The organism is Arhodomonas sp. AD133, from assembly GCF_051195215.1.
In the GTDB taxonomy this organism is placed as follows: domain Bacteria; phylum Pseudomonadota; class Gammaproteobacteria; order Nitrococcales; family Nitrococcaceae; genus Arhodomonas.
The window spans coordinates 1-1,122 of record NZ_JBNAZM010000154.1 but is presented as its reverse complement, the minus strand read 5'-3'; the positions used below and the strand labels follow the sequence as shown (position 1 = coordinate 1,122).

General features: G+C 68.3%; 1 protein-coding gene. It reads left to right on the top strand.

The features are described from left to right. A partial coding sequence (locus ACPEES_RS23485; RefSeq protein ID WP_435106950.1) for an ISL3 family transposase occupies positions 1-1,121 on the top strand: 1,121 nt, incomplete at its 5' end. Position 1,122 lies beyond the last annotated feature (1 nt).

Below are 1,122 nucleotides of genomic sequence, written 5' to 3'. Positions count from 1 at the left end.
GCCCGGCCTGCGGGGCGGCGGATCAGCCGGTCCACGACAGCCGCCGGCGTAGCTGGCAGCACCTGCACTTCTTCGAGCACCGCGCCTATATCCATGCCTCGGTGCCACGAGTGCGCTGTGGCGGCTGCACCAAGACCACGCAGGTGGCGGTGCCCTGGGCGCGGCCGGGTAGCGGCTTCACCGAGCTCTTTGAGGCGATGGTGGTGACGCTGTGTGCGCAGATGCCGGTGCAGGCGGTGGCTTGCCACCTCGGCGTGGGCGATGACGCACTGTGGCGCATCCTGCATCACTACATCGACGCCGCCCGCGCGCAGGAGAACTTCAGCGAGGTCGCCGCGGTGGGGATCGACGAAACCGCCGCCCGGCGCGGTCACCACTACATCAGCGTCTTCCATGACCTCGAGGCCCGGCGCGTGCTCTATGCCTGCCCGGGGCGTGATCAACACACCGTGGCGCGCTTCGCCGAGGACCTGCGGGCCCACGGCGGGGAGCCCGAGGCCGTCACCGCGGCCTGTATAGACATGTCGAAGGCCTACATCGCCGGGGTGGGCAAGCACCTGCCGGTGGCGGCGATCACCTTTGATCGCTTCCACGTCATCCAACTCGCCAACGTCGCCGTCGACGAAGTCCGCCGCGGCGAGGTTCGCGAGCAGCCAATCCTCAAACACACTCGCTGGGTGTGGCTGAAGGACGCCGGGCGCTGGACTTATCGCCAGCTCCAGGACTTCCACGCGCTCTCGCGCACCCAGCTGAAGACCGCACGCGCCTGGCGGCTCAAGGACGCGCTGCGCGAACTCTACGCCCAGGCACCGCCACGCGAGATCGCCGAGGCCGAGCTCAAGCGCTGGTATAGCTGGGCGCGGCGCTGCCGGCTCAAGCCGTTCAAGCGCCTGGCGCTGACGATCAAGGCCCACTGGGAAGGCATCCTCAACGCCTTCGAATCGCGCCTGCACAACGGCGCCGTCGAGGCCACCAACGGGCTCATCCAAGCCGCCAAGGCCCGGGCGCGCGGCTACCGAACCACGCGCAACCTCATCACCATCACCTATCTCATTGGCGGCAAGCTCAGCCATCTGCCGGCTTCACCCTACACCACAACATCTAGGGCCCAGCCAGCGTGAG